At 67.5% G+C, this 24,247-nt stretch carries 25 protein-coding genes; 20 read left to right on the top strand and 5 right to left on the bottom strand.

Going from position 1 to position 24,247, the window contains the following annotated elements; genetic code table 11:
- Positions 1 to 46 precede the first annotated feature (46 nt).
- The 4 genes from ACVWYS_RS12290 to dapF all read left to right on the top strand — a co-directional run bounded on the left by ACVWYS_RS12290 (position 47) and on the right by dapF (position 4,203).
- Positions 47 to 526, top strand: coding sequence for a regulatory protein RecX (locus tag ACVWYS_RS12290; RefSeq protein WP_344362457.1), 480 nt, complete (start codon positions 47 to 49; stop codon positions 524 to 526).
- Between the two features lie 79 nt (positions 527 to 605).
- The gene (gene miaB / locus ACVWYS_RS12285) at positions 606 to 2,207 is read left to right on the top strand and encodes a tRNA (N6-isopentenyl adenosine(37)-C2)-methylthiotransferase MiaB (protein ID WP_344362455.1); all 1,602 of its coding nucleotides are present in this window, start codon (positions 606 to 608) and stop codon (positions 2,205 to 2,207) included.
- A gap of 61 nt (positions 2,208 to 2,268) precedes the next feature.
- The gene (gene miaA, locus ACVWYS_RS12280) at positions 2,269 to 3,198 is read left to right on the top strand and encodes a tRNA (adenosine(37)-N6)-dimethylallyltransferase MiaA (protein ID WP_344362526.1); all 930 of its coding nucleotides are present in this window, start codon (positions 2,269 to 2,271) and stop codon (positions 3,196 to 3,198) included.
- A 51-nt stretch (positions 3,199 to 3,249) separates the two neighbouring features.
- Positions 3,250 to 4,203, top strand: a complete 954-nt coding sequence (gene dapF / locus ACVWYS_RS12275; protein WP_344362452.1) for a diaminopimelate epimerase — start codon at positions 3,250 to 3,252, stop codon at positions 4,201 to 4,203.
- Here the strand turns inward: dapF and ACVWYS_RS12270 are convergent.
- The gene (locus ACVWYS_RS12270) at positions 4,184 to 4,798 is read right to left on the bottom strand and encodes a class I SAM-dependent methyltransferase (RefSeq protein WP_116767819.1); all 615 of its coding nucleotides are present in this window, start codon (positions 4,796 to 4,798) and stop codon (positions 4,184 to 4,186) included. The two genes, dapF and ACVWYS_RS12270, sit on opposite strands and share 20 nt — an antisense overlap.
- Before the next feature lie 708 nt (positions 4,799 to 5,506).
- Between ACVWYS_RS12270 and hflX the strand changes: the two genes are divergently transcribed.
- A complete protein-coding gene (gene hflX, locus ACVWYS_RS12265) occupies positions 5,507 to 7,105 on the top strand; it encodes a GTPase HflX (RefSeq protein ID WP_116767818.1) in 1,599 nt (532 codons plus the stop codon).
- Entirely contained in the window at positions 7,098 to 9,245 is a 2,148-nt protein-coding gene (locus ACVWYS_RS12260; protein ID WP_456509826.1) for an ATP-dependent DNA helicase, read from the top strand. The genes hflX and ACVWYS_RS12260 overlap by 8 nt, the downstream gene beginning before the upstream one ends.
- An 81-nt stretch (positions 9,246 to 9,326) precedes the next feature.
- On the opposite strand, the gene lexA is transcribed toward ACVWYS_RS12260, so the two are convergent.
- Positions 9,327 to 10,076 (bottom strand): transcriptional repressor LexA, encoded by a 750-nt coding sequence (gene lexA, locus ACVWYS_RS12255; RefSeq protein ID WP_091250045.1) that lies wholly within the window; start codon positions 10,074 to 10,076, stop codon positions 9,327 to 9,329.
- A gap of 353 nt (positions 10,077 to 10,429) precedes the next feature.
- On the opposite strand from lexA, the gene ACVWYS_RS12250 reads away from it, so the two are divergent.
- The 8 genes from ACVWYS_RS12250 to ACVWYS_RS12215 all read left to right on the top strand — a co-directional run bounded on the left by ACVWYS_RS12250 (position 10,430) and on the right by ACVWYS_RS12215 (position 16,702).
- Positions 10,430 to 10,819: a LysM peptidoglycan-binding domain-containing protein gene (locus tag ACVWYS_RS12250; RefSeq protein WP_344362445.1), complete on the top strand. Its 390-nt coding sequence runs from the start codon at positions 10,430 to 10,432 to the stop codon at positions 10,817 to 10,819.
- 68 nt (positions 10,820 to 10,887) lie between these two features.
- Positions 10,888 to 12,006: a histidinol-phosphate transaminase gene (locus tag ACVWYS_RS12245; protein ID WP_456509825.1), complete on the top strand. Its 1,119-nt coding sequence runs from the start codon at positions 10,888 to 10,890 to the stop codon at positions 12,004 to 12,006.
- Positions 12,007 to 12,076: 70 nt separating this feature from the next.
- Complete coding sequence (gene hisB, locus ACVWYS_RS12240; protein WP_091249867.1) at positions 12,077 to 12,703, top strand: imidazoleglycerol-phosphate dehydratase HisB; 627 nt, start codon at positions 12,077 to 12,079, stop codon at positions 12,701 to 12,703.
- Positions 12,700 to 13,431 carry an imidazole glycerol phosphate synthase subunit HisH gene (gene hisH, locus ACVWYS_RS12235; protein ID WP_344362438.1) on the top strand — a complete coding sequence of 244 codons (732 nt, stop codon included), beginning with the start codon at positions 12,700 to 12,702 and terminating at the stop codon, positions 13,429 to 13,431. Before hisB ends, hisH begins: the two co-directional genes overlap by 4 nt.
- Positions 13,432 to 13,590, top strand: coding sequence for a hypothetical protein (locus ACVWYS_RS12230; RefSeq protein WP_175460408.1), 159 nt, complete (start codon positions 13,432 to 13,434; stop codon positions 13,588 to 13,590). It begins immediately after the preceding gene.
- Positions 13,591 to 13,638: 48 nt separating this feature from the next.
- A complete protein-coding gene (gene priA, locus ACVWYS_RS12225) occupies positions 13,639 to 14,385 on the top strand; it encodes a bifunctional 1-(5-phosphoribosyl)-5-((5-phosphoribosylamino)methylideneamino)imidazole-4-carboxamide isomerase/phosphoribosylanthranilate isomerase PriA (protein WP_344362433.1) in 747 nt (248 codons plus the stop codon).
- A 13-nt stretch (positions 14,386 to 14,398) separates the two neighbouring features.
- Positions 14,399 to 15,325 (top strand): SseB family protein, encoded by a 927-nt coding sequence (locus ACVWYS_RS12220; RefSeq protein WP_344362432.1) that lies wholly within the window; start codon positions 14,399 to 14,401, stop codon positions 15,323 to 15,325.
- 63 nt (positions 15,326 to 15,388) lie between these two features.
- Positions 15,389 to 16,702: an MFS transporter gene (locus ACVWYS_RS12215; protein WP_456509824.1), complete on the top strand. Its 1,314-nt coding sequence runs from the start codon at positions 15,389 to 15,391 to the stop codon at positions 16,700 to 16,702.
- A 172-nt stretch (positions 16,703 to 16,874) separates the two neighbouring features.
- On the opposite strand, the gene ACVWYS_RS12210 is transcribed toward ACVWYS_RS12215, so the two are convergent.
- Positions 16,875 to 17,261 carry a DUF1844 domain-containing protein gene (locus tag ACVWYS_RS12210; protein WP_091249882.1) on the bottom strand — a complete coding sequence of 129 codons (387 nt, stop codon included), beginning with the start codon at positions 17,259 to 17,261 and terminating at the stop codon, positions 16,875 to 16,877.
- 440 nt (positions 17,262 to 17,701) lie between these two features.
- On the opposite strand from ACVWYS_RS12210, the gene infC reads away from it, so the two are divergent.
- The 4 genes from infC (at position 17,702) to ACVWYS_RS12190 (ending at position 20,641) form a co-directional block, all read left to right on the top strand.
- Positions 17,702 to 18,778 (top strand): translation initiation factor IF-3, encoded by a 1,077-nt coding sequence (gene infC / locus ACVWYS_RS12205; protein ID WP_237563488.1) that lies wholly within the window; start codon positions 17,702 to 17,704, stop codon positions 18,776 to 18,778.
- 115 nt (positions 18,779 to 18,893) lie between these two features.
- Positions 18,894 to 19,088 (top strand): 50S ribosomal protein L35, encoded by a 195-nt coding sequence (gene rpmI, locus ACVWYS_RS12200; RefSeq protein WP_009358635.1) that lies wholly within the window; start codon positions 18,894 to 18,896, stop codon positions 19,086 to 19,088.
- Between the two features lie 120 nt (positions 19,089 to 19,208).
- A complete protein-coding gene (rplT, locus tag ACVWYS_RS12195) occupies positions 19,209 to 19,679 on the top strand; it encodes a 50S ribosomal protein L20 (RefSeq protein WP_091249887.1) in 471 nt (156 codons plus the stop codon).
- A 65-nt stretch (positions 19,680 to 19,744) separates the two neighbouring features.
- Positions 19,745 to 20,641 carry a TrmH family RNA methyltransferase gene (locus tag ACVWYS_RS12190; RefSeq protein ID WP_344362423.1) on the top strand — a complete coding sequence of 299 codons (897 nt, stop codon included), beginning with the start codon at positions 19,745 to 19,747 and terminating at the stop codon, positions 20,639 to 20,641.
- Between the two features lie 143 nt (positions 20,642 to 20,784).
- On the opposite strand, the gene ACVWYS_RS12185 is transcribed toward ACVWYS_RS12190, so the two are convergent.
- Positions 20,785 to 21,054, bottom strand: coding sequence for a GlsB/YeaQ/YmgE family stress response membrane protein (locus tag ACVWYS_RS12185; RefSeq protein WP_091249893.1), 270 nt, complete (start codon positions 21,052 to 21,054; stop codon positions 20,785 to 20,787).
- 230 nt (positions 21,055 to 21,284) lie between these two features.
- On the opposite strand from ACVWYS_RS12185, the gene ACVWYS_RS12180 reads away from it, so the two are divergent.
- Positions 21,285 to 22,205, top strand: coding sequence for a cation diffusion facilitator family transporter (locus tag ACVWYS_RS12180; protein WP_116767803.1), 921 nt, complete (start codon positions 21,285 to 21,287; stop codon positions 22,203 to 22,205).
- A gap of 157 nt (positions 22,206 to 22,362) precedes the next feature.
- Here ACVWYS_RS12180 and ACVWYS_RS12175 read toward each other — a convergent pair whose 3' ends face one another.
- Positions 22,363 to 23,571, bottom strand: a complete 1,209-nt coding sequence (locus tag ACVWYS_RS12175) for an MFS transporter (RefSeq protein WP_116767801.1) — start codon at positions 23,569 to 23,571, stop codon at positions 22,363 to 22,365.
- Positions 23,572 to 23,774: 203 nt separating this feature from the next.
- On the opposite strand from ACVWYS_RS12175, the gene ACVWYS_RS12170 reads away from it, so the two are divergent.
- On the top strand, positions 23,775 to 24,239 hold the full coding sequence (locus ACVWYS_RS12170) for a (deoxy)nucleoside triphosphate pyrophosphohydrolase (RefSeq protein WP_344362417.1): 465 nt from the start codon (positions 23,775 to 23,777) through the stop codon (positions 24,237 to 24,239).
- Positions 24,240 to 24,247: the final 8 nt, after the last annotated feature.

Below are 24,247 nucleotides of genomic sequence, written 5' to 3'. Positions count from 1 at the left end.
CACGGCGCCGTCACCGGAACTGGACCCGGACGCGGATCCTGCGGCGGTGGCGCGTGCCATCGTGCTGCGCCAACTGACGAATTCGCCCAAGAGCCGTCTGCAGCTGTCCCGCAAGCTGGCCGAGCGCAACGTCCCCGAGGACGTGGCCGAGGCCGTACTGAACCGCTTCGAGGAAGTGCGGCTGGTTGACGACGCCGAGTTCGCCGACATGTGGGTCCGCAGCAGGTCCCAAACGCGCAAGCTCGCCAAAGGGGCCCTGCGCCGCGAACTGGCGGACAAGGGGATCGACCCGGATACCGCTGCCAGCGCGCTCGATCAGCTCAGCGACGCCGACGAAGAGGCGGCCGCCCGTGAGCTCGTGGAGCGCAAACTGCGGGGATTCACCGGCGACGAGGACCGTGCGGAGCGGGACAAGATCACCCGCCGCCTGGCGTCGATGCTTGCCCGCAAGGGTTACCAGCCCGCACTGGCCTTCCGGATCGTCGCCGAGGCGCTCGATGCCGCGGCCGCCGGAGCCGGCGACTAAGGGCTCGCAGCCGCCGTCCCTTCCCGCGTCCGCGCAGGCCCGGCCACAACCGGTTACCCCTAACCGTTACCCTTAACAGGTGAGTTTTACCATTCCCTCCCCAGCGGCCGGCACCACTTCTCCCACAGCATCTTCGGCAGTCAGCGCAGATGCAACTGCCACGGAGCTCAACTCCGGTTCGGCTCAGCCCCGCACGTACCAGGTACGCACCTTCGGGTGCCAAATGAACGTGCACGATTCCGAGCGTATGGCCGGCATGCTTGAAGCCGCGGGCTACGTACCGTCCACCGGCGAGCTTGCCGACGTCGTGGTCTTCAACACCTGCGCGGTCCGGGAGAACGCCGACAACAAGCTGTACGGGAACCTGGGCATCCTGGCCCCGGTCAAGGCAGCCAATCCCGGCATGCAGATCGCCGTCGGCGGGTGCCTCGCGCAGAAGGACCGGGAGACCATCCTCAAGAAGGCGCCGTGGGTCGACGCGGTCTTCGGCACCCACAACGTCGGTGCCCTTCCTGCCCTGCTGGACCGGGCCCGCCACAACAACGAGGCCCAGCTGGAAATCCTCGAATCGTTGGACGTCTTCCCCTCGACCCTTCCGACCAAGCGGGACTCCGTCTATTCGGGCTGGGTGTCCATCTCGGTTGGCTGCAACAACACCTGCACCTTCTGCATCGTGCCTGCCTTGCGGGGCAAGGAAAAGGACCGCCGCCCGGGGGAGATCCTGGCCGAGATCCAGGCCCTTGTGGACGACGGCGCCATTGAAGTGACCCTGCTGGGGCAGAACGTGAATTCCTATGGCGTCGAGTTCGGCGACCGGCAGGCGTTTTCGAAGCTCCTGCGTGCCTGCGGGGAAATCCCGGGCCTGGAGCGTGTCCGCTTCACGAGTCCGCACCCCGCGGCCTTCACCGACGACGTCATCGATGCCATGGCCGAGACGCCCAACGTCATGCCGCAGCTGCATATGCCCCTGCAGTCCGGCTCGGATAAGGTCCTCAAGGACATGAAGCGGTCCTACCGCTCTGCGAAGTTCCTCGGCATCCTGGACAAGGTCCGTGAGAAGATCCCGCACGCGGCCATCTCCACGGACATCATCGTCGGCTTCCCCGGCGAGACCGAGGAAGACTTCCAGGCCACGCTCGACGTCGTCGAGAAGTCCCGCTTCGCCACCGCCTTCACCTTCCAATACTCCAAGCGGCCCGGCACCCCCGCCGCGGACCTGCCGGACCAGCTCCCGAAGGCCGTGGTCCAGGAGCGCTTCGAGCGCCTCACGGCCCTGCAGGACCGGATTGCTGCCGAGGAAAACGCCCGCCAGCTCGGCCGCCGCGTCGAGGTCATGGTGACCGCCCAGTCCGGCCGCAAGGCGGAGGAAACCCACCGCCTCTCCGGCCGGTCCCAGGACCAGCGGCTGGTGCACTTCTCGGTGCCCGAGGGCGCCGACGTGCCCCGGCCCGGCGACCTCGTGACCGTCACCATCACTGAAGCGGCCGCGTTCCACCTCGTCGCCGACCCCGCCTCGGCGGCGGATTACAGCCTGCGCCGGTCGCGTGCCGGTGACGCCTGGGACCGGTCCCAGGCCGATTCCTGCGGTGCCGGCCCGACGAGTCCGGCGGGCAAAACCGGCGCGTCGGGCAAGGCCGGCGTGTCGTTGGGCATGCCCAGCCTCCCGGTCCGCGGCCGTTAGCGCCGTGCCGGGACCTCAACGCAGCGCCGTCGCGCAGGTGCACGGCCAGCCGGCCACGGCGCTGCAGACGGCGGCAGCGCCGCCGGTGATCGCCGTCGTCGGGCCCACCGGTTCCGGCAAGTCCGACCTCGCCGTTTCGCTGGCGCTGGAACTCAACGGCGAGGTCATCAACGCCGATTCCATGCAGTTCTACCGCGGCATGGACATCGGCACGGCCAAGATCACCGACGCCGAACGCAGGGGAGTCCCGCACCACCTCCTGGACATCCTGGACGTGACCGAGGAAGCGAGCGTCTCGGACTTCCAGCAGCAGGCCCGCGCCCTGATCGGAGACATCCACGCCCGCGGGAAGCGGGCCATCCTGGCCGGCGGCTCCGGACTGTACGTCCGTGCCGCGCTCGATGTCCTGGAGTTTCCCGGCACGGATCCAGATATCCGACGGCGCCTGGAGGTCGAACTGGAAACGGCGGGCCCCGCGCCGCTGCGGCAACGGCTGGAAGCCGTGGACCCCGTGTCGGCCGGCAGGCTCGGCGATGCCCGGCGCATCGTCCGCGCCCTGGAAGTCTTCGAACTCACCGGACGCCCGTTCAGCTCCTTCATGCCCGCCCGCGAGTACTTCCAGCCTGCCGTCCAGATCGGGCTCGAAGTCGACAGGGAACTGCTCCGGGAGCGCCTGGCCCTGCGGGTCCACGCCATGGTGGACCGGGGGCTGCTGGAGGAAGTCCGGCGGCTCGACGCCGCGGGGCTCCGCAACGGCAGGACCGCGCCACGGGCCCTCGGCTATGCCCAGTTCCTCCGGGTTCTCGACGGCACTTCCAGCCTCGAGCAGGCCACGGACGAAACGATCATCGCCACCCGGCAGTTCGCGCGCCGGCAACTGACCTGGTTCCGTGCCGATCCCCGGGTCATCTGGCTGGACTGGCAGGATCCCGCCCTGGTGGCCAGGGCCGCGGCCCTGTGCCGGACGGCGCCCGTTCCGCCGCCGCCGTAGCCTTCCCGTCACGGTGCCGGAGCTCTCCATACGGAACGGTAACCTTGGAGCATGGACGCATCCCAAGCCGTAACCGCCGCCCCTGCCGCCGGCGATACCGCATCCCTCAGCGGTCTGAAGTTTTCCAAAGGCCACGGAACAGGCAACGACTTTGTCCTGATCGCCGACCCCAACGGCGCACTGTCGCTCAGCCCCGAGCAGGTCGCGGCGCTCTGCGACCGGCACCGCGGCATCGGCGGCGACGGCCTGATCCGTGCGGTGCCCTCGCGGCTCCTGCCCGAGGGGCAGGAATTGCTGACCGCCCACCCCGACGCCGAGTGGTTCATGGACTACCGCAATGGCGACGGCTCACTGTCTGAGATGTGCGGCAACGGCGTCCGCGTCTTTGTGCACTTCCTCATCGCCGAAGGCCTCGTGAACCTGCCGGCCGGCGAATCCCTCGTCATCGGCACCCGGGGCGGCGTGAAGACGATCGTCCGCACCGCTGCCGGCTACGCCGTCGACATGGGGCCCTGGGCGTTCATTTTCCCGGGCGAGGCGACCGCGCGGGCCATGGATTCGCTCGTCAGCGCCGAGGGGCTGGAGGTGGCCAGGCCCGCACTGTCGGTCAGCATGGGCAACCCGCACACAGTGGTGGCCCTGGCCGAAATGGCCGAACTTGAGGCCACGCAGCTGTTCACCGCGCCCAAGGTGGATCCGACGCCGCCGCACGGCACCAATGTTGAATTCGTGGTGCCCTCCGAACCACTCGTCCACGACGGCACGGGCACCATCACCATGCGGGTCCACGAGCGGGGGGTGGGGGAAACCCAGTCATGCGGCACCGGTGCCTGCGCCGCCGCCGTCGCCATCCGCCACTGGGCCGGGCAGGGCGCGCCGGACGCGTGGAACGTTCACGTTCCCGGCGGAGCGGTCGGTGTGAAATTCTTCGTCGGCCCGGAGGGACACGAACACGTCGAGCTCAGCGGCCCGGCCGTGATCGTGGCTACCGGGACGCTTTCCTGACCCGAAGGATCCGGAACGACTTCGACGTGCTCTCACGGGTCACGGTGAAGCTGGAATCGAGCTCCGCCGCGAGCCAACGTTGCAGCGAATCCGAGCCGAGATTCTTCTGGACCACGAGCCACGCCGATCCGCCCGGCGCCAGCCGCGGAATCCACAGGCGCAGGAGCGCGTGAAGTTCGTCCTTGCCGATCCGGATAGGCGGGTTGGACCAGATGGTGTCAAAACGCAGTTCGGGGTCCACCGCCTCCGGCGTGCTGGCGGTGACGTTGGTGAGTCCCAGCAGTGCGGCGTTTTCGTTGGTCAGGGTCACGCAGCGCTCGTTCACGTCCACCGCGTAGACGCGGGAGTGCGGTGCCCGCAGGGCCATGGTCAGGGCAATCGGGCCCCAGCCGCAGCCGATATCAAGCAGGTTCCCCTGCGGAGCCGGAGCCGGGACATCGGCCAGCAGCACGGCCGTTCCCTTGTCGATCCCGTCCGGGCTGAAGATCCCCGAGGACGTCTGCAGCCGGCGCGTCTCACCGGCAAGGTCCACGGTGAGCGGCTTGCGGGTGAAGGGCCCGGCGGGCTGGGCGCTGAAATAGTGTGCAGACTCCATAATGGGCCAGATTAGTTGGCGGTCCACCCGAATGGGAAACCGGACGGGACGCGGAACGGCGTCCGGGCCCGGGTACGCAACGGAACGGCCGCGGTGCCAGGAAGGAGCGGCCGCCAAGCCTTGGAACGGGGCGTGAACGGTCCCGGCGGCCCGCCCCGAACGGCGCACCCCGGGGAGCTGACCGCGTGAACCGGGCGAGCTTCGGCGTCTGCTAGGCTTAAAAGCATGATCTTGATCTCCAAGTAGCCGGCACGGGTCTCATCCCGTCCCCACAGCGACGCAGGTAGACGCCTTCCGCTCAGTGCTCCATCGCCACGTCGAGTTATCTCGCCGGCAGGTGCACGAAACACTTGGAATCCAGCCGCTTTTCTCGACAACGCCTTGACGGCGGCCCTTCTTTCCTTGATACCGTGCCTGGCCCGCTTCCGGGCCGGCCCGGCGGACGGCGATTACCTCACTGCGTTCCCCGCAGCCGGGCGCCTCGGGCGCCTCTCCCACCGAGCCGCTCTCTTCACCTAGCTGTTCTCTTTACCTAGCCCTTCTCTTTACCCAGCCAGCGCTCCGCCCGGAGCCGGCCCTGCCCCGGCACCGTTGCCGCGGGCATTCCAGGAGGCCTGCATGACCCCTCGCCGTCAGCCCAGCGCGAATACCGCTCCACAGAGCACCAATCGGCACTATTCTGAAATAGCCGAACCCCTAAAGGAGACCATGACCAGCCAGCCCAACACCGGACCCGATTCAGCCGCCCAGGACATGAGCCCTGAGGAGATCCAGGCTGTTATCGACCGGATCCTCTCCAAGGACGCCCCTGCCCCGAACGCGGGCCGCGGCACCGGAGCCCACGACGCAGCCGGCACGAGTGCCGGCGGCCAGAAGGCGGTGTTCGGCACGGCACAGGCCATCTCGCGCCTGGACGACGTGTACACCAACTTCGACGGCGACCAGCAGGACCTCGAGGAACGCCACGCCCTGCGCCGCAAGGCGGGCCTGTCCACCGAACTCGAGGACGTCACCGAGGTCGAATACCGTCAGCTGCGCCTCGAACGCGTCGTCCTGGCCGGTCTCTGGAGCGAAGGTACCCTCGCCGACGCCGAGAACTCCCTGCGTGAACTTGCGGCCCTCGCTGAGACGGCCGGCTCCGAGGTCCTGGACGGGCTCGTCCAGCGCCGGGCCAAGCCCGACCCCGGAACCTTCCTCGGCTCCGGCAAGGCGCAGGAACTCAAAGCCATCGTGATGTCCACGGGCGCCGACACCGTAGTGGTCGACGCCGAGCTCGCCCCGTCCCAGCGGCGCGGCCTGGAGGACATCGTCAAGGTCAAAGTCATCGACCGCACCGCGCTCATCCTGGACATCTTCGCGCAGCACGCCAAGAGCCGGGAAGGCAAGGCACAGGTGGAACTGGCCCAGCTCGAATACCTGCTCCCGCGCCTGCGCGGCTGGGGCGAGTCGATGTCCCGCCAGGCCGGTGGCCAGGTGGGCGGCGCCGGCGCCGGCATGGGTTCCCGTGGTCCCGGTGAAACCAAGATCGAACTGGACCGCCGCCGGATCCGCACCCGCATGGCCAAGCTGCGGCGCGAAATCGCCGCCATGAAGCCCGCCCGGGAAACCAAGCGCGCCAACCGCCGTCGTAATGCCGTGCCGTCAGTAGCGATCGCCGGCTACACCAACGCCGGGAAGTCCTCGCTCCTGAACCGCCTGACCGACGCCGGGGTGCTGGTGGAGAACGCCCTGTTCGCCACGCTGGACCCCACCGTGCGCAAGGCAGAAACCGCCGACGGCCTCGGCTACACGCTGGCGGACACCGTGGGATTCGTCCGCTCGCTGCCCACCCAGCTCGTGGAAGCATTCCGCTCCACCCTGGAAGAGGTGGCCGACTCGGACCTCATCCTGCACGTCGTCGACGTCTCGCACCCGGACCCCGAGGGCCAGATCGCCGCAGTCCGGGCAGTCTTCAGCGAAGTCGACGCCCGCAAGGTTCCGGAAATCATCGTCCTGAACAAGGCCGACGCCGCCGACCCGTTTGTGGTCGAACGGCTCAAGCAGCGCGAACCGCGCCACGTGGTGGTCTCGGCACGCACAGGTGAAGGCATCCCGGAACTGCTCAAGGCCATCAGTGACGGCATTCCGCGCCCCGGCGTGAAGCTTGAACTGTTGATCCCGTACAACCGCGGAGATCTGCTCAACAAGCTCCACGAGACCGACGCTGAGATCCTCAGCCTCGAGCACGAGGAAACCGGCACCCGGGCCGTGGTGATGGTGCGCGAAGGACTCGCCGCTGAACTGGATCCCTTCATCAGCAATGACTGAGGCTGCGGTGACCAAAGCCAAGGCCGGATCCCCGGACGCCGGGGCCGCTGACGCGGAACCGGCCGATGGCGGGACGGGCGAGGACGCAGCGGGCGGCAACACGGCCGGCGGGACCGGCGAGGAGTTCGTGATTGAGCTGCTCGACCGTGCCGTGTCCGGCATGGGTGGCCAGAGCCGCGACGGCCAGCACGAAATGGCCCGGCAGGTGGCGCGCGCGATCGACAGCGGCGACCACCTGCTGGTCCAGGCCGGCACGGGCACCGGCAAGTCTCTGGCGTACCTGATTCCGCTGATCGCCCACTCGCTGACCAGCAACAAGCCCACCCTGGTCTCCACCGCGACCCTGGCACTGCAGACCCAGATTGTCGGCCGCGACCTGCCCCGGCTGCTCAAGACGATCACCCCGGCCCTGGAGCGGCCCGTCAAGGTTGCCTTGGTGAAGGGCCGGTCCAACTATGTGTGCCGGCACAAGATCGAGGGCGGCTTCCCGTCCGAGGAACCGTCTGAGGGACAACTGTTCTCCCTCGGCGAGGACACGTCCGTGCCGCACTTTGCCGCCGCGCTGGGCGGGCCGTCCTCCCAGCTCGGCAAGGAAGTCGTGCGCCTGCGCGAATGGGCGGAGGAGACGGTCACGGGAGACCGGGACGAACTCATGCCCGGTGTCACGGACCGGGCCTGGCGGCAGGTCTCCGTCACGTCCATGGAGTGTCTCGGCGCGCAAAAGTGCCCGCTCGCGGCCGAATGCTTCAGTGAACTGGCCCGGCAGAACGCCGCCGATGCCGACGTCGTGGTCACCAACCATGCCATGCTCGCCGTCAGCGCGTTCGAAGGCCTGGCGGTCCTGCCTGAGTACGACGTCGTGGTGGTGGACGAGGCCCACGAACTGCAGGACCGCGTCACAGGCGCAGTCTCCGGCCAGCTCTCCGTCGCGATGGTCCACGCCGCTGCCTCCGGGGCCCGGAAGCACACCGGCATCACCGTGGACGCCCTGAACAATGCCGCCTCCCACCTGGAACTCGCCATCGACGGTGTCCCCAGCGGGTTGATGCCCAACGGCCTGAACACCGAGCAGCTGGACTGCATCGACCAGTTGCGCGACGCCTGCCGCGCCGCGCTCTCCGATTCCAAGGGGGACAGCTCCACGACGGCCGACGGCGGTCGCCAGCTCGCCCGGTCCCGCCTCATGGTCATCCTGGAACTCTGCGAACGACTCCTGGCCGCGCGGGAAAACCGCGAAGTCGTGTGGTTCTCCCGCAATAGCAGCTTCGACCCGGCGCAGGGCTACTCCCAGCCGGACGAGACCGCGCCGGCCTTGATCAATGTGGCTCCGTTGAGCGTCGCGGGGCGGTTGCGTGAAGGACTGTTCGCGGACCACACCGTCATCCTGACATCCGCCACGCTCGCCATCGGGGCGGCGTTCGAGCCGGCCGCCGGAGGCCTCGGCCTGGTCGGCAGCGGCGCCCCGAGCTGGACCGGCGTCGACGTCGGGTCCCCGTTCGACTATCCGAAGCAGGGCATCCTCTATGTCGCCCAGCACCTGCCCAAGCCCGGCCGCGGCACGTCCCCGGAGGCCCTGGACGAACTCGAGAAACTGATCCGTGCCTCCGGCGGGGGCGCCCTGTGCTTGTTTTCCTCCCGGCGGGCGGCGGAGGAGGCCGCCGAGGCGATGCGGCCACGGCTGGGCCTCAGCATCCTGTGTCAGGGGGAGTCGAGCATAACGGCGCTCGTGCGGCAGTTTGCCGACGAGCCGGACACATGTTTGTTCGGCACGATGTCCCTGTGGCAGGGTGTCGACGTTCCCGGGGTGTCCTGCCGCCTGGTGGTCATTGACAGGATTCCGTTCCCGCGGCCGGACGACCCGCTCATGACAGCACGTTCGCGTGCGGTGGCACAGGCCGGCGGCAACGGCTTCATGTCCGTCTCGGCCACGCACGCCGCAATCCGCCTGGCGCAGGGCGCCGGCCGGCTGATCCGCTCGACCTCGGACAAGGGTGTGGTGGCGGTGCTGGATTCGAGGCTGTCCACGGAGCGCTACGGCGGGTTCCTCCGCGCCGCGCTTCCGCCGTTCTGGCCCACCACGGATCCTTCGATCGCCGTGGCCGCCTTGAAGCGCCTGGCGAAGGACTCCGGAAAGGACTAAAAAGCAGGGGCCGGAGCCGTGGCTCCGGCCCCTGGAAGCCGTTCCGGGGGTGGCTACCCCGGGAGGCCTGCCACGGGGTGGCTAGAGGGAGCGGAGCACCGAGACGACCTTGCCCATGATCACGGCGTGGTCGCCGAGGATGGGCTCGTACTGGGTGTTTTGCGGCAGCAGCCAGGTGTGGCCGTCGCGCTGGCGGAACGTCTTGACCGTTGCTTCATCATCGAGCAGCGCGGCCACGATGTCGCCGTTCACGGCGTCGCCCTGGCGGCGGACAACCACCCAGTCGCCGTCGCAGATGGCGGCATCGATCATCGAGTCGCCGGCCACCTTGAGCATAAAGAGTTCGCCGTGGCCCACCAGCTGGCGCGGCAGGGGCATGACGTCCTCCACCACCTGGTCGGCGAGGATCGGTCCGCCGGCCGCGATGCGTCCGACGAACGGCACCATTGCCGTGTCGGTGGCGCTGGCGAGTTCCGTCACGGAGAGGCCACCTACGGCCCGGAGGCCGCTGGACTTCTCGACGCCCGAAATGGCCCTCGTACCCTCGTCCAGGGTCAGCGGCATGAGCACTTCCATGGCCCTTGGACGCTTTGGGTCGCGACGCAGGTACCCGAGCTTTTCCAGTTGGGACAGCTGATGGGTCACGCTCGACAGGCTGGCGAGTCCGACGGTGTCGCCGATTTCGCGCATGGACGGCGGGTAGCCGTTGTCACTGACGGAGCGCTGGATCGTTTCCAGGATTTTCTTCTGCCGAACGGTCAGGCTCTTGGGGGCCCGTGCAGGCTGGGCGCTCCGTGAACTGGCCCGGCCGCCGGTGGCTTGTGCTGCCATGTTCGCCAACGCCTTTCCGTTCCACCCGGCCGCCGTGGCTGCTGTCACCGGGAACTTCCGGCCTGAAATGTCAGACCCTCCTGATCAACTACCGATGAACGAGTTCACAAGCTGTTGTTCTTTCCCTCAAAAGTAGGCCAGCGGCAGAGCTTTTTCAAACATTTGTTCTAGCGAGTCTCGACATCGTTCGTTACTAAGTGCTAAAACAGAACTAGCAAAGTTCGAATATGTGTTCGATTCAAGGATTTGCGAGTCGAGTGCATTCTTCGGTTCTATGTTCGAAGGTTCGGCCGGTTGGCGGCGAGTATGTGGAGAACGCCGGCGGCACCGTATGGTCCAGGAGGGCTCAGTTCATGTCAGCAGCAAGCGCGTTTCACAGCACTTTTGATCACAGCATCACGGACCGCGGGGTCACCCGGCGGCCGAAGCAGGCGCCGCTGCGGCTCACCCGGCGCGGACGGTTCGTCTTCTTCGGGATCCCGCTGATCCTGCTGGCAGCGCTCATCTTGTCGTTCAGCGGATTCCTCAACGCTCCGGCCAAGGCGGCGGATTCCGCGGACCAGCTCAATGTGACGCCCACTGTTTCCGTGACGGTCCAGCCGGGGGAGTCCCTCTGGGCCATTGCGGGGACCGTCGCGCCGGAACGCGATCCCCGGGACGTCGTGGCCGATATCGTGCAACTGAACAACCTTGACGCTGCGCGTGTAATGCCGGGCCAGCAGCTGTTCGTTCCGTCCAAGTAGGTACCGCCGGCGCCCGTCCCGGGCGTCACAGTTTCAGCGCCCGTCCCGCTTCCACTTAAACTGGTCACGTGACTGACCAGCTTGAGCGCCTCAACCGACTGCCCCTCCGAACCAATCTGCGCGGCCTGCGACCGTATGGCGCACCCCAGCTGGACGTCCCCATTCTGCTCAACGTCAACGAGAACACCCATGGTGTCCCGGCCGACGTCCGCGCCGCTATCACTGAGGCTGTCAGCGCCGCCGCAGTCGGGCTGAACCGGTATCCGGACCGGGAGTTCACCGAATTGCGGGAAGCCCTGGCCGAGTACCTTGGCCACGGTCTGGGCGCGGAGAACATCTGGGCCGCGAACGGCTCCAACGAAGTCCTTCAGCAAATCCTCCAGGCCTTTGGCGGCCCCGGCCGGACGGCCCTCGGTTTCCCTCCCACATACTCGATGTACCCGCTGCTGGCCGCCGGCACGGACACGGAGTACATCGTCGGCGCCCGCGCGGCGGACTACGGGCTCAGCGCGGAATCGGCTGCCCGCCAAGTCCGGGAACTGCAGCCCAACATTGTCTTCCTGTGCTCCCCGAACAACCCCACCGGTACCGGACTGGGTCTTGATGTCGTCGAGGCCGTCTATGACGCCGGCCAGGCCAGCCAGACCATCGTGATCGTCGACGAGGCGTACCACGAGTTTGCCCACGACGGCACACCCAGCGCGCTGACCCTGCTGCCCGGCCGGGAACGGCTCATCGTCTCGCGCACCATGAGCAAGGCCTTCGCCCTCGCCGGGGCGCGGCTCGGGTACATGGCCGCCGCTCCCGAGGTCACCGACGCCCTGCGGCTGGTCCGTCTGCCGTACCACCTGTCAGCTATCACCCAGGCCACGGCCCTGGCCGCACTGCACCACCGCGTGGCCCTCATGGCCGACGTCGAGGACATCAAGCGCCAGCGCGACCGGATCGTGTCCGAGCTGACCCGCCTGGGCCTCAAGCCGGCGGCTTCCGATTCGAACTACGTGTTCTTCGGCGGACTGGAGAGCCCGCACGACGTCTGGCAGGGCCTGCTGGACGCCGGCGTCCTCATCCGCGACGTCGGCATCCCGGGGCACCTTCGCGTGACCGCGGGCACTGAGACGGAAACCACAGCCTTCCTCGAAGCCCTTGAACGCATCCTGACCAGCCACGCAACGCCGCAGGCCTAGACTTGACGGGGAGCCAGTGCGCCCCGCCAGACTGCCCAGCACCCTGCCTTCTTCCAAAGGACACATCTACATGAGCAACACCGGAGCCACCGCCGCCGAGGGCCGGACCGCACGCATGGAACGGACCACCAGTGAGTCCTCGGTGCTGGTCGAGATCAACCTGGACGGCACCGGGGTCTCGGATATCAGCACGTCGGTCCCGTTCTACGACCACATGCTGACGGCCCTGAGCAAGCACTCGCTGATTGACATGACCGTCAAGGCCACCGGCGACACCCACATCGATGTCCACCACACCGTCGAGGACGTGGCCATCACCTTTGGCGAGGTTCTGCGGACCGCATTGGGCAACAAAGCCGGAATCCGCCGCTTCGGCGAGGCGACCGTGCCCCTGGATGAGGCGCTCGCGCAGGCCGTCGTCGACGTCTCGGGCCGGCCCTACCTTGTGCACGCCGGCGAGCCGGCAGGCCAGGAATACCACCTGATCGGCGGCCACTTCACCGGCTCGCTGACCCGCCACGTGTTCGAGGCGATCACGCTCCACGCCGGGATCTGCCTTCACATGAACGTCACGGCCGGACGCGACCCCCACCACATCGTCGAGGCCCAGTTCAAGGCGTTCGCCCGGGCCCTGCGCGCAGCCGTCGAACCGGACCCCCGGGTCGAGGGCATTCCGTCCACCAAGGGCGCACTGTGACCGGCCCGGTCCTGCGCGACGGGGCCATCATCGACCCGGCCGCCGGAACCAAACCGGTGTCTCCGGAGGGAAAGCCGACCGTCACTGTGCTGGACTACGGTTCCGGCAACGTCCGCTCTGCAGTCCGTGCTCTGGAGCGCGCCGGCGCCGAGGTCATCCTCAGTTCCAAGCCCGAGGACGTCCTCAACGCCGACGGCCTCGTGGTCCCCGGCGTCGGCGCCTTCGAAACCGTCATGCGCGAGCTCAAGTCCGTGGATGCCATCCGCATGATCGGCCGCCGCGTCGCCGGCGGCCGCCCCGTGCTTGCCATCTGCGTGGGGCTCCAGGTGCTGTTCGAGGCAGGCGTCGAGCACGGCACGGAAGCCGAAGGCATGGGTGAGTGGCCCGGCAAGGTCGAGTTGCTGCCCGCCGACGTCGTGCCCCACATGGGCTGGAACACCGTCTCCGTCCCGGAGGGATCCAAGTTGTTCGTCGGCGTCGAGGGTGAGCGCTTCTACTTCGTGCACTCCTACGGGGTCCAGCACTGGGACTTCGACGTCATCCAGCCCCGGATGGCGGCGCCCCTGGTGACCTGGTCCGAACACGGTGCCCCGTTCATTGCGGCCGTGGAGAACGGCCCGCTGTGCGCCACGCAGTTCCACCCGGAGAAGTCCGGCGACGCCGGCGCCCGGCTCCTGCGCAACTGGGTCGACAGCCTGCGCCCCGCGGCACCGGAACAGACCGCCTAGATGTGGTCCCTGGTCCTCATGGGCGTCGCCGGCCTGCTGGTCGGCGGCGCAATCTCCTTCCGCCAGCAGAAAAGTCCGCGCTGGGTGGAGGTCGTGTTCTACATCCTGGCCGGCATGTCGCTGCTGGCCGCCTATCTCCTGACCCTGCCGGCGTCCTGACGACCGTGCCGCGTTCCTGACCCACCATCCCGAGCTGAGGACACCACGATGACCACCGAAACCCCGCTGCCCGTACTCGAGCTTCTGCCCGCCGTCGACGTCGTCAACGGCCAGGCCGTCCGGCTCGTGCAGGGCGAAGCCGGCAGCGAGACGAGCTACGGCACTCCGCTGGAGGCCGCCCTCAACTGGCAGCAGCAGGGGGCCGAGTGGGTGCATCTGGTGGACCTGGACGCCGCATTCGGGCGCGGCTCCAACGCTGAACTGCTGCGCGAGGTCGTGGGGCGGCTGGACATCAAGGTGGAACTCTCCGGCGGCCTGCGCGACGACGAATCCCTCGAAAAGGCGCTCGACCTCGGCGTGGCCCGCGTGAACCTGGGTACCGCGGCACTGGAGAACCCGGAATGGACCTCCCGGGTGATCGAGCGCTTTGGCGATAAGATCGCCGTCGGCCTCGATGTCCGCGGTACCACGCTCGCCGGCCGCGGCTGGACCAAGGAAGGCGGGGACCTCTGGGAGGTGCTCGGCCGCCTCGAAGACGCAGGCTGCGCCCGGTACGTCGTCACCGACGTGACCAAGGACGGCACCCTCCAGGGCCCCAACGTCGAACTCCTGCGCCAGATGGTCGAGAAGACGGGCAAGCCGGTGGTCGCCTCAGGCGGCATTTCCAGCCTTGAGGACCTGCAGGTCCTGCGGTCCCTGGTGCCGCTCGGCGTTGAGGGCGCCATCATCGGCAAGGCCCTCTACAACGGCAACTTCACACTGCCCCAGGCCCTCGACGTCGCCGGCCGCCGCTAAGCGGTCACCGGTCATGACGCACACCCGCGAGCCCGGCGACACCCACGACCCCCACAACGCAGGGCAGCCGGACGCCGGCGCGGCTCCGGTCCGGCATCTGCCCGGACATATCGCGGCTGCCCTCGCCGGCGCCGGCGGCGCCACGGACTCCGCTGGCCAACCCTGGGCGGGCCGCAGCCTGTCCGGGGAAGCCGCGAAGATCCACAATTTCGAGGACGACGACGGCGCTGCCGACGCCGGCTACCTAGCGGCCGTGGCCAACCTCGCCGCCGGCACCGGCGACGAGGCAGCCGTGGTGGCCGCGCTCGCCACCGCCCGGGTCTTCGTGCCCATCCTGGCCCAGCTCGCCGAGGAGGGGGAAGGCGCCGGCGGCCTCCATGCCGACAAGCAGGCCGATATGGCCCTCGTCACGCTCAAAGCGCCGGACGGGCGGACGGCCATGCCGGTCTTCACCTCGGCGGCGTCACTGGAGGCCTGGCATCCGGAGGCCAGGCCTGTGGCGGTCTACGCGGCCCGGGCGGCCCTGTCCGCCGTTGCGGAAGGTGCCGAGCTGCTCGTGCTGGATCCCGGCGCGGACCTGACGTTCGTGGTCCGCAGACCGGCGGTCTGGGCACTGGCCCAGCAGCAAACCTGGACGCCGTCGTATGCCGATCCGGAACTCGCGCGCGCCCTCGGGGACAGCGCGGTTGGCTTTCCGGCGGTCCGCCGTGTTGAAATTCATCCGGGGGGTGGAATTGCCTCGGCTACAGCCGATGGCAGGCGGCTCCCCGGCGGGGGATCCGGCCCGGAACTCCGCGTGGTCCTGTACCTTGAGGACGGACTCGACGCCGCCGGCGTGCAGTCCATCGTCGCCGGCCTCAACAACGACTGGGCCCGGAATGAATTCTTTGCCGAGCGGGTTGACTCAATCGAGGTCAAGCTGCAGCGCGCAGCACCATAGCTGACGGCCCAACGGGGGGACCTCCCGGTGCTGCCGTGGGCAGTACCAGAAGGATGTAGTGTCGTGAATTTCGCGCTTTACCGGGAGCTGCTCGCCGTCCGGCCCATCAGGCGGCTCCTGCTGGTCGGGATGATTGCCCGCATACCGCACTCGGCGGCCGGCGTCCTGCTGACCCTGCACATCGTCCTGACCCTCGGCCAGGGCTACGCGGCCGCCGGCGCGGCGGCCGCCGTCATGACGATCGGAATCGCCGTCGGGGCGCCCTGGCGCGGACGCCGGGTCGACACCGTGGGACTGCGCAAGGCGCTCATCCCGTCCGTCATCTCCGAGACCGTGATCTGGTCCATCGTGCCGCACGTCTCCTACGAGGTCCTGCTGCCGTTGGTCTTCGTCGGCGGCCTGCTCACGCTGCCCATCTTCAGCGTGGTGCGGCAGTCCCTGGGCGTACTGGCCACCGGGGACCAGCGCCGCACCGCCTTCGCCCTCGATGCCATCGCCACCGAGCTGGTCTTCATGATCGGCCCCGCCGTCGGCGCCGTCGTCGCCACCAGCGGGCAGTCGGTCCTGGGCCTGACAATAGTCGGCGTGGCCACGTCCGTCTCCGGACTTTTCCTCATGTGGTTCAATCCGCCCACCCGGAGCGCGGCCCCCGACGCCGGGCTCGAGGCGGAGGAGCTCGAGTGCGCGGAGGCCGCCGTCGTCGCCGCCGCGCCGGCCCACCTCCAGGAGGCCGCGGCCGAACTGGCGCCCCTGGCGGCCGCGGCCGAGGAACGGCGGCAGCGGCGCTCTGGCCTGCGCCACCGAGTCATCCACAATTTCAGTTGGTTCACCGCCGCCGTGGGAGCCGTCTTCGCCGTCGCGGCCGGTGCCGGCATGGTCCTCAGCGGCACCGACGTCGGCATCGTCGCAGCCCTCCAGACGGGCGGGCACGAGGGCGAAATCGGGATCGTCTTCGTCTTCTGGTGCGCGGCCTCGGTAGTGGGCGGCATAGTCTACGGCGCCATGCACCGGCCCGTCTCTCCGATCCTCCTGCTGTTGGGAATGTCAGCGCTGACGGTCCCGATGGCGTTCGCGACCGATACCTGGACCCTCAGCCTGCTCTCGCTGTTGCCGGGGCTGCTGTGCGCGCCGGTGCTGTCCGCGGCCTCGGAAAAGGTGGCCGAACTCGTTGACGAGAGCCGTCGCGGCGAGGCGATGGGCTGGTACGGGTCCTCGCTCACCGGCGGCGTGGCTCTGGGCGCGCCGCTCGCCGGGCTGTTCATCGACGTCATCGGCCCGTCGGCCGGCTTCGTCGCCGTGGGGCTGGCTGGCGTGGGCCTCTGCCTCGTAGGACTCGTCCTACAGCAGATGCGCCGCCGCCGCCTGGCCCACGCTTGACGCCGGGCCGTCCCTGTCAGGGGGACCGCGCCGTGCCCGGGCCCGGGGCCGCACTGAGTCCCGATGGATCGAAGCAGAGTTAACGACGCCGGCGGGCGGACCCGGAGGGTCCGCCCGCCGGCGTGTCATAGCTGACGAAAGTGCTGAGGTGGCCGTGACTAGTTGACTGTGACTAGTTGACGGGGCCGGTGTACTTCTCGCCCGGGCCCTTGCCCGGAGCGTCGGGGATGATCGATTCCTCGCGGAAGGCCAGCTGCAGCGAACGCAGTCCGTCGCGCAACGGCCCGGCGTGCTGTGAGCCGATTTCCGGTGCCGCGGACGTCACCAGGCCGGCGAGGGCGGTGATGAGTTTGCGGGCCTCGTCCAGGTCCTTGAGTTCCTGGGCATTTTCCTCGGCGGCGAGGCCCAGCTTCACTGCGGCGGCACTCATCAGGTGCACGGCGGCCGTGGTGATGACCTCGATCGCGGGGACTTCCGAGATGTCGCGAATCTGCTGCGAGACGTCGGCCTGTGCGGCTGCGGGCTCGAAGACATGGGAATTACTGTCTGAAGTGCTCATGCTGGTAAGCTTGTCACAGACCGACTGAATGTCGTTATTCTGCAGTGCTTCTTACCTGTGGTGCCTGTTTTTGACTGGTGCTTCCCGGTGTAGGCGGTGCCCGGCGACGCACACGTGCGTTGAGCGGGTATCTTTCTGTAGAATTGGCTTTTAGTTTGCAAGCGGAGTTCTCTCCCACCCGCGTCAGCCGCGAAACTTCCTTCGGGAAGCCCCTCCCTCACGGGAGTCAAGGTTGCCGGGTACCTGGTCGGGCACAACCTCGGACTCCGGTCCGGCGAAAGTGCATGCCGCCTCATTGAGGGCGGCAGTTCCGATCTTGAGGCCTTCGATTGCTCCGGCAATTGGGGGCCTTCTCTTTTTGCCGGTGGAATACCCCTCACGAACACAGGAGCTTTAACATTAGCGAGCCAAGAATCAATGAGCGTATCCGCGTCCCCGAGGTGCGGCTGGTCGGCCCTGCAGGCGAACAGGTAGGAATTGTCCGTATTGAGGATGCCCTGCGTTTGGCTGCCGAGTCCGATCTTGATCTCGTTGAAGTTGCACCGCAGGCCAAGCCTCCGGTGTGCAAGCTGATGGACTTCGGCAAGTACAAGTACGAGGCCGCTGTCAAGGCGCGCGAGGCCCGGAAGAACCAGACCAACACGGTCCTGAAGGAAATCCGCTTCCGCCTGAAGATTGACACCCACGACTACGAGACGAAGCGCGGCCACGCGCTCCGCTTCCTCGGCGCTGGTGACAAGGTCAAGGCCATGATCCAGTTCCGCGGCCGTGAGCAGCAGCGTCCCGAGATGGGCATCCGCCTGCTCCAGCGTTTCGCGGACGACGTCGCCGAAGTTGGCGTTGTGGAGTCCAGCCCCCGGATCGATGGCCGCAACATGGTCATGGTGGTGGGCCCGCTGAAGAATAAGGCTGAAGCCAAGGCAGAGGCCCGCCGCGCAACGCAGCGTGCGGAAGCCAAGGCTGAGAACGAAGCCAAGGCATCGGGCCGCGTCGACGTCTCCGGCGGCAACGCCCCGCTCACGCAGACGCTGTCTGACCTCCTGCCCGAAGGCTACGTCGTAGCGACGGAGGCTCCTGCAACGGAGGCTCCCGCGGTCGAAGAAGCCAAGGTCGAAGAGACCACGGCTGAAACGGCGGCAGCCACGCACGCCCCGGTCGAGGAAGCCAAGGCCGAGGAGGCTCCGGCCCAGGAAGCCCCGAAGGAAGCTGCTCCCAAGGCGGCCGAGAAGCCGGCAGCAGCCAAGGCTCCCGAGGCTCCGAAGGCGGCCGAGAAGCCGGCAGCAGCCAAGGCTCCCGAGGCTCCGAAGGCCGCTCCGGCCCCGGCTCCCGTGGCTAAGGCCCCTGTGGCTAAGGCTCCGGAGGAGAAGGCTGCGGAATCCGCTCCGGCCGCTCCGGCAGCAGCACCGAAGCCGGTCGCTGCTCCGAAGCCGGTTCCGAGGCCTGCAGCTCCGAAGCCCGCCGCACGGCCGGCCGCCCCCCGGGCTGCCGCCAAGCCCGGCAGCAAGAAGACCAACTAGTTCACGGCTGCCGGACAGCAATGTCCGGCAGCAAGCAACCAGCATGCCGCCCGCAGGGGCGGCTGCACGAAAGAGCTGCAGACTTTTCTGCGGATACGTAAGGAGATCGGTTCCCATGCCGAAGATGAAGACCCACAGCGGTGCTAAGAAGCGCTTCAAGCTGACCGGTAGCGGCAAGCTGCGCCGTCAGCAGGCCAACCGCCGTCACTACCTCGAGCACAAGTCCTCACGGCTGACCCGTCGCCTTGCCGGCGACAAGATCGTCTTCAAGGGCGACGCCAAGGTCATCCGGAAGATGCTCGGCATCTAAGTTCCAAGTTCTCTGATTGCCGGCCACCTGGCGGCAATCAACTACCAAAAAGGCTTCTCAGGCCAGCCGGACTTTTCCGGCAGTAGACGCTTGGGATCAGAATTCTGAAGGAGTACGCACGTGGCACGTGTGAAGAGGGCTGTAAATGCCCACAAGAAGCGCCGGGTTATCCTCGAACGCGCAAAGGGCTACCGCGGACAGCGCTCACGCCTGTACCGCAAGGCCAAAGAGCAGCTGCTGCACTCGTTTGTGTACAGCTACGGCGACCGCAAGAAGAAGAAGGGCGACTTCCGCCGTCTTTGGATCCAGCGCATCAACGCTGCATCCCGCGCCAACGGCCTGACCTACAACCGCCTGATCCAGGGCCTGAAGGCCGCTGAGGTTGAGGTTGACCGCCGCATGCTGGCCGAGCTCGCCGTTTCCGACGCCAACGCCTTCGCCGCGCTGGTCAAGGTCGCCAAGGACGCGCTGCCCGCCGACACGTCAGCTCCGGCTGTCCAGGCTGAGGCCGCTCCGGCTCCGAAGGCCGCCAAGAAGGCTCCCGCGAAGAAGCCTGCTGCCAAGAAGGCCGCCGACGAGGCTGCAAAGTAGTTCCCGCAGCAGTTGAAAAACTGCAGCGTTCAAGAACCGGCTGCGAGAGCAACTAAGGTTCTTATATGAACGAATCCGGGCGCCCGCAAGATCTTCCACTTTCCAACCCCCGAGCTGATCGGGTGAGGAAGGTGGCACAACTTGCCGGGCGCCCGGCCCGTTTAAAGCGACGCGAGTTCCTGGCGGAGGGGCCGCAGGCGGTCCGGGAAGCCCTCGTCCTACACCAAAAGAGGCTCGCCGCGGGGCAACCCGGCATTGTCTATGAGGTCTACGCGAGCGAGTCGTGCCTGGACCGGCATCCGGATCTGGAGACACTCGCGGAGGGCACCACCGCCTACCTCGCCACCGACGAAGTGCTCGCCGCGATGGCGGACACGGTCACCCCGCAGGGCGTTCTCGCGGTCTGCGGTTTCCTGGACGTTGGCCTCGATGAGGTGCTGGACGCCGGGCCGCGGCTGATCGCCGTCCTTTGCCAGGTCCGCGACCCCGGCAACGCCGGAACCGTCCTGCGCGCCGCCGACGCTGCCGGCGCGGACGCGGTGGTCCTGACCGGATCCAGCGTGGACATCTACAACCCCAAAGCGGTCCGTTCGACGGCGGGATCCCTCTTCCACCTGCCGATCGTCCTTGGCGCCGATGCGGCTGACATCGTGGCCCGCTGCAAGGAACGGGGGATCGGCGTCCTCGCCGCCGATGGCTACGGCCAGCTGAACCTGGACCGTCTCCAGGACGAGAATGCGGCCCGCCGGCTGGGCGCGTCCGCCGCGGGATCGGTCTACGCGCTGGAACAGCCCACCGCCTGGCTTTTTGGCAACGAAGCCCAGGGCCTGTCCGAGGACGAGATTGCGCTGGCCGACCACCGGGTGGCCGTGCCGGTCTATGGGCAGGCGGAGAGCCTCAACCTCGGCACCGCGGCCACCGTCTGCCTCTACGCCAGCGCCCGGTCCCAGCAGGTGCCCTAGAGACCCGGCTGCCCGAAAAGGCATCCCGGCGGATGCAGGCGCAGAAAAAAGGCGGGGCCCGCCAAAGGTGGGCTCCGCCGTCGTACTGTTCTGTCGAAGTGTGCCTAGGGCCTCACTCGAAGCGTGAGGTCAGCCGTACAGAATTATGATGTGGTCTTGTTGCGTCCTGTAATGGCGCCGTAGGCGAGGGCAACCACCAAGCCGCCGACGATGGCCAGGAGCCAGGAACCGAGATTCCAAAATTCCATCTTGCCGCCGCCAAACAGAAGGTCGCCGATCCAGCCACCGACAATGGCTCCGACGACGCCGAGCACGAGGCTGGTAACCCAGCCGCCGCCGACCCTGCCGGGCATGACTGCCTTGACGATTGCACCTACTATGAGTCCGAGAATGATCCAGCCAAGAAAGCCCATGTCTCCTCCTACATATTCGTCGGTATCCAAATTGTGAATCCCGAATATGGCTTCAAGCTAACATAGGCCGGATTACTTGTCAGCAGGGAAGTGCCCAATCGTTACGTGGCGGTATCGGCCCTGCCGCGGTTCGGAGGCCGCCCGGAAACAGGTAGCGTATTCCTTGCGGGCGCCGGGTTCTTCCGGTGTCCGCTTACACCCCGGAAGAACCCCGTTAAGGAGAAGCTCACGTGGCTGCAAATGGCGGTACCAAGGCGATTATTGCGGCGCTGGCTGCCAACCTGACCATCGCCGTTTTGAAGTTCGTCGCCTATTTTTTGACGCTGTCGTCATCCATGCTGGCCGAAGCCATTCACTCGCTCGCAGACTCCGGCAACCAGTTGCTGCTGCTGGTCGGCGGCAAGCGCGCGGAGCGGGAAGCCAGCCAGGAACACCCCTTTGGTTACGGCCGTGAGCGCTACATCTACGCCTTTATCGTCTCGATTGTGCTGTTCAGCGTCGGCGGTCTCTTTGCGCTCTACGAGGCGTGGGGAAAGATCCAGCACCCGCATGGCATCGAAGGTGACTTCTGGTGGGTGCCGCTGGCTGTGCTGGTGGGCGCGATCATTGCCGAATCCTTCTCGTTCCGGACGGCGATCGCCGAATCCAACCCCCTCCGCGGGAAGCAGAGCTGGGTCAAGTTCATCCGCAACGCCAAGCAGCCGGAACTTCCCGTGATCCTGCTCGAAGATTTCGGCGCCCTCGTGGGCCTCGTCTTCGCGCTCTTCGGCGTAAGCCTGACACTCATCACCGGGAACGGCATCTGGGACGCCCTGGGCACCGCCATGATCGGCCTCCTGCTCGTGGGGATCGCCGTCGTGCTGGCCATGGAAACAAAGTCCCTGCTCCTGGGCGAGTCGGCCACCCGGGACGACGTTGCCAAGATCCGCAGCGCGATCGAAGCTGGCGGCACCGGCATCATTCACCTCAAGACCATGCACCTGGGCCCCGAGGAACTGCTGGTGGCGGCGAAGATCAGCATCGGCCGCACGGACTCCGGCCAGGACATCGCGAAGGCGATTGACGCCGCAGAGGCCCGGATCCGCGAGGCCGTCCCGATCGCCCGGGTCATCTACCTGGAGCCGGATGTGCAGCGGGTCAGTGCGTCCTAACCGGTGGCCGCCGTCGACGGCAGCGCAGTAAAAGGCAGGGCAGTAAAGGCAGCGCCGTAGAAGACAGCGCAGCTAGAAGTCAGCAAACAAGAACGGCAGCCCGGTCCAGTACATCACTGGATCGGGCTGCCGTTCTTCGTGGGCGGCGGGTCAGCGGCTACGAGGCCAGCGGCCGCCGGCGTTCCACGGCGCCGCTGATGGCGGCGACCCCGAGGCCCAGGATGGCCAGGACGGCACCCACGAGCGCGGGGGCGACGTAACCCCAGCCCCAGGCGATCACGAGTCCGCCGAGGAAGGCGCCCAAGGCGTTGGCGACGTTGAGCGCCGCATGGTTGAGGGATGAGGCCAGCGACGGGGCATCAGGCGATGCATCCAGGAGCCTGGTCTGCAAGGCGGGAACCAGCATGGACCCGGCGGCACCGACCACGAACACCATGATCAGCGCCGACCATGCCCAATGGGCCGCAACGGCATAGACCACGAGGGCCACGGCTGTCGCCGGCAGCACCCAGTAGATCGTCCCCATGACGGACTTATCGGCGATCCGGCCGCCAACGATGTTGCCTGCCACCATGCCCACTCCGTACAGCGCCACGACGAGCGGCAGCCACGGCGCCGGGACGCCGGCCACGGATGTCATGGTGTGCGAAATGTAGGTGTAGGTCGCGAAGAAGCCGCCGAAGCCGACGATGCCGACCAGGATGGCGAGCCACACCTGGAGCCGCTTGAGTGCCCCGAGCTCGCGGCGGAAGCTGGCATCGGCGTGCGGCTTCTGGAACGGAACGAACTTCCACAACATGGCGAGCGTGATGATGCCGATCAGGCCGACCAGCAGGAACAGCAGCCTCCACCCGTAGCTCTGGCCCAGCCAGGTAGCGAAGGGAACGCCGATGACGTTGGATACAGTCAGCCCGGCCATAACCATCGAAATGGCCCAGCCCCGCTTGGTCGGCGCCACGAGGGACGCGGCAATCACGGCCGCGACGCCGAAGAAGGCGCCGTGCGGCAGCCCCGCCGCGAACCGCGACACCAGCATGGAGCCGTAGTCAGGGGCGAGGAAGGAACTGAGGTTGGCGATGCTGAAGAAGAGCATGAGCCCCAGGGCCAGATGCTTGCGCGGCAGTTTGGCTCCGACGGCGGCCAGCACGGGCGCACCGACGACGACGCCGAGGGCGTAGGCGGAGATGAGGTGGCCGGCCTCGGGCGTGCTGATGTTCAGGCCCTGCTCAATCTCCTTGAGCAGGCCCATCATGGTGAATTCTGTGGTGCCGATCCCGAACCCGCCCATGGCGAGGGCAATGATGGCGAGGGCAAGGTGACGGGTGCCGGTCTTGGACGACGCCGGAGCTTGTGTGGTGGTTGTCATTCGTCTTTTCGGGTGATTTCCGGGAGATGCCGGGAAGAGTCGGCCAGATAAATATGCTTTATAGAACTGAGAGCGCGCGCCGAATATTCCGCAGGCTGCCCGGCAACGCCTTCACCATTGTCCCTTACCCGTTCCCAGCGGCGACGCCCCCGCGACGCCGGCCGCCGACGTCGATCCCTGGCGCCCGCCTTAGACTGGGGAGCGTGACTGGACTCATCAACGTCGTCGGCGGCGCAGTAGTGGACTCCCTGGCGGAACCGGGCAAACTCCTTGTGGCGCGGCGCACGGCGCCACCGCAGTTTGCCGGTATGTGGGAGTTCCCGGGCGGAAAAGTGGAGCCGGGCGAAGCAGCCGAAGACGCCCTGCACCGCGAGCTCCGGGAGGAACTCGGTGTGCAGGTCCGGCTCGGAGCCGAGCTGCCCGCGGCGACCGCGGCGGGCTGGCCGCTCAACGAGAAGGCTGCGATGCGGGTCTGGTTCGCCGAACTCGAGGACGGGGAGCCCCTGCCGCTGGAGGACCACGACGAACTGCGCTGGCTTGACCTCCGCAATTCCGAGGACGTCCTGGGCCTGCCGTGGATCCCGGCCGACTTCCCGATCGTCGAAGCGCTCCTGGCCGCCGTCCATGCCGCCAGGCTGCGCGGCGGGGGAGCCGAACTGATCCGCTGACCCGGACA

The organism is Arthrobacter sp. TE12231 (assembly GCF_054062895.1).
Note: the sequence above shows the minus strand (reverse complement) of the source record. Positions and strands in the feature narration are given on the sequence as shown.